The sequence below is a fragment of the Treponema sp. R80B11-R83G3 genome (assembly GCF_054786115.1).
Genome location: NZ_BDHF01000274.1, coordinates 1 through 1,025, shown reverse-complemented (window position 1 = coordinate 1,025; position 1,025 = coordinate 1). Strand labels below are relative to the sequence as shown.

The 1,025-nt window shown below is 50.3% G+C and carries 1 protein-coding gene; it reads left to right on the top strand.

Annotation, left to right across the window (positions count from 1 at the left end):
• Positions 1 to 193 precede the first annotated feature (193 nt).
• Positions 194 to 1,025, top strand: an 832-nt coding sequence (locus ACYVRH_RS13270) for a hypothetical protein (RefSeq protein ID WP_461257370.1), incomplete at its 3' end; no start/stop codon positions are given.

Genomic DNA, 1,025 nt, shown 5'->3' with positions numbered 1-1,025 from the left:
TTGCATGGTATCACCAAACCCCAAAAAGTGATACCATAATGATACCTTGATGATACCATAAACTTATTGTTCCCCTCAAAAAAACCTCTAATAATGGAATAATGAACAATAAAACCTATCAAAGCGTGATACATTCACGCAAAGTCCACGGACAACGACACTTCTCACTGCTTCTCGCATTGCTCACTGCTCATTGCTCACTGCTCATTGCTCACTGCTCATTGTTAATTGCGACCTCTTCACAGGACCAAAAGTTGACGTTTTTCAGCAAATCAGCGATGAGGTTGATTGGGCAAACGCGGCGAAACTGACTGTAACAGTGGCTATCCCTTCGGGGTGGGGCAACAGCCCACAATTCGGGGACGGCAAATGCGGCGACACCAGGTTAGGCTATTCCTTCAACGTGGAATTTACCCCCAATTCGGGTTACGGCTTCCGGGGGTGGCTCGCTTTTAACAGCAGTGGATATAACCAGCAGAATATAATCGATCTTGGCTACGAACAGGCGCTTGCCGCCTCCCTGAACGGAAACGGCGTTGACCTGACTGCCGGAAGCGTAACCAACACCGGCGCGTATCCCGCCGCCGTTACTATCCACGTCAATGCCGCAATCACCCTCGTCCCATTCTGCGACAACCGCCCTCAGATCGTCCGTTCCAACCCGCCACTAACCACCGCGATAAGCGCCTTCCCCTACGACCAGAAAATATCGCTTGAATTCAATATGCCGATAGATAAAAACACCGCCGTAATCGGCGATACGCTCCGCATGAGTGCGGTCTACAGAACAAGCACAGGCGGCAACACCGCAGGGCAACTGGCAGGCGAAGACGGCGACATATCAAACTTTTTCAAAATATCGGCAGACCCCAACATCGAAGCGTCTCGTATTGTAATTATCGTCAAAGACGAAGCCCCGTATCTTGCCGTAGATTTACAGCTCCTCAACATAAGCGTGGAAGCGGGACCGCGCATAACAAACCTTTCAGGCGTTGCCATGCCCTCATCTCAAACCATAACCTACC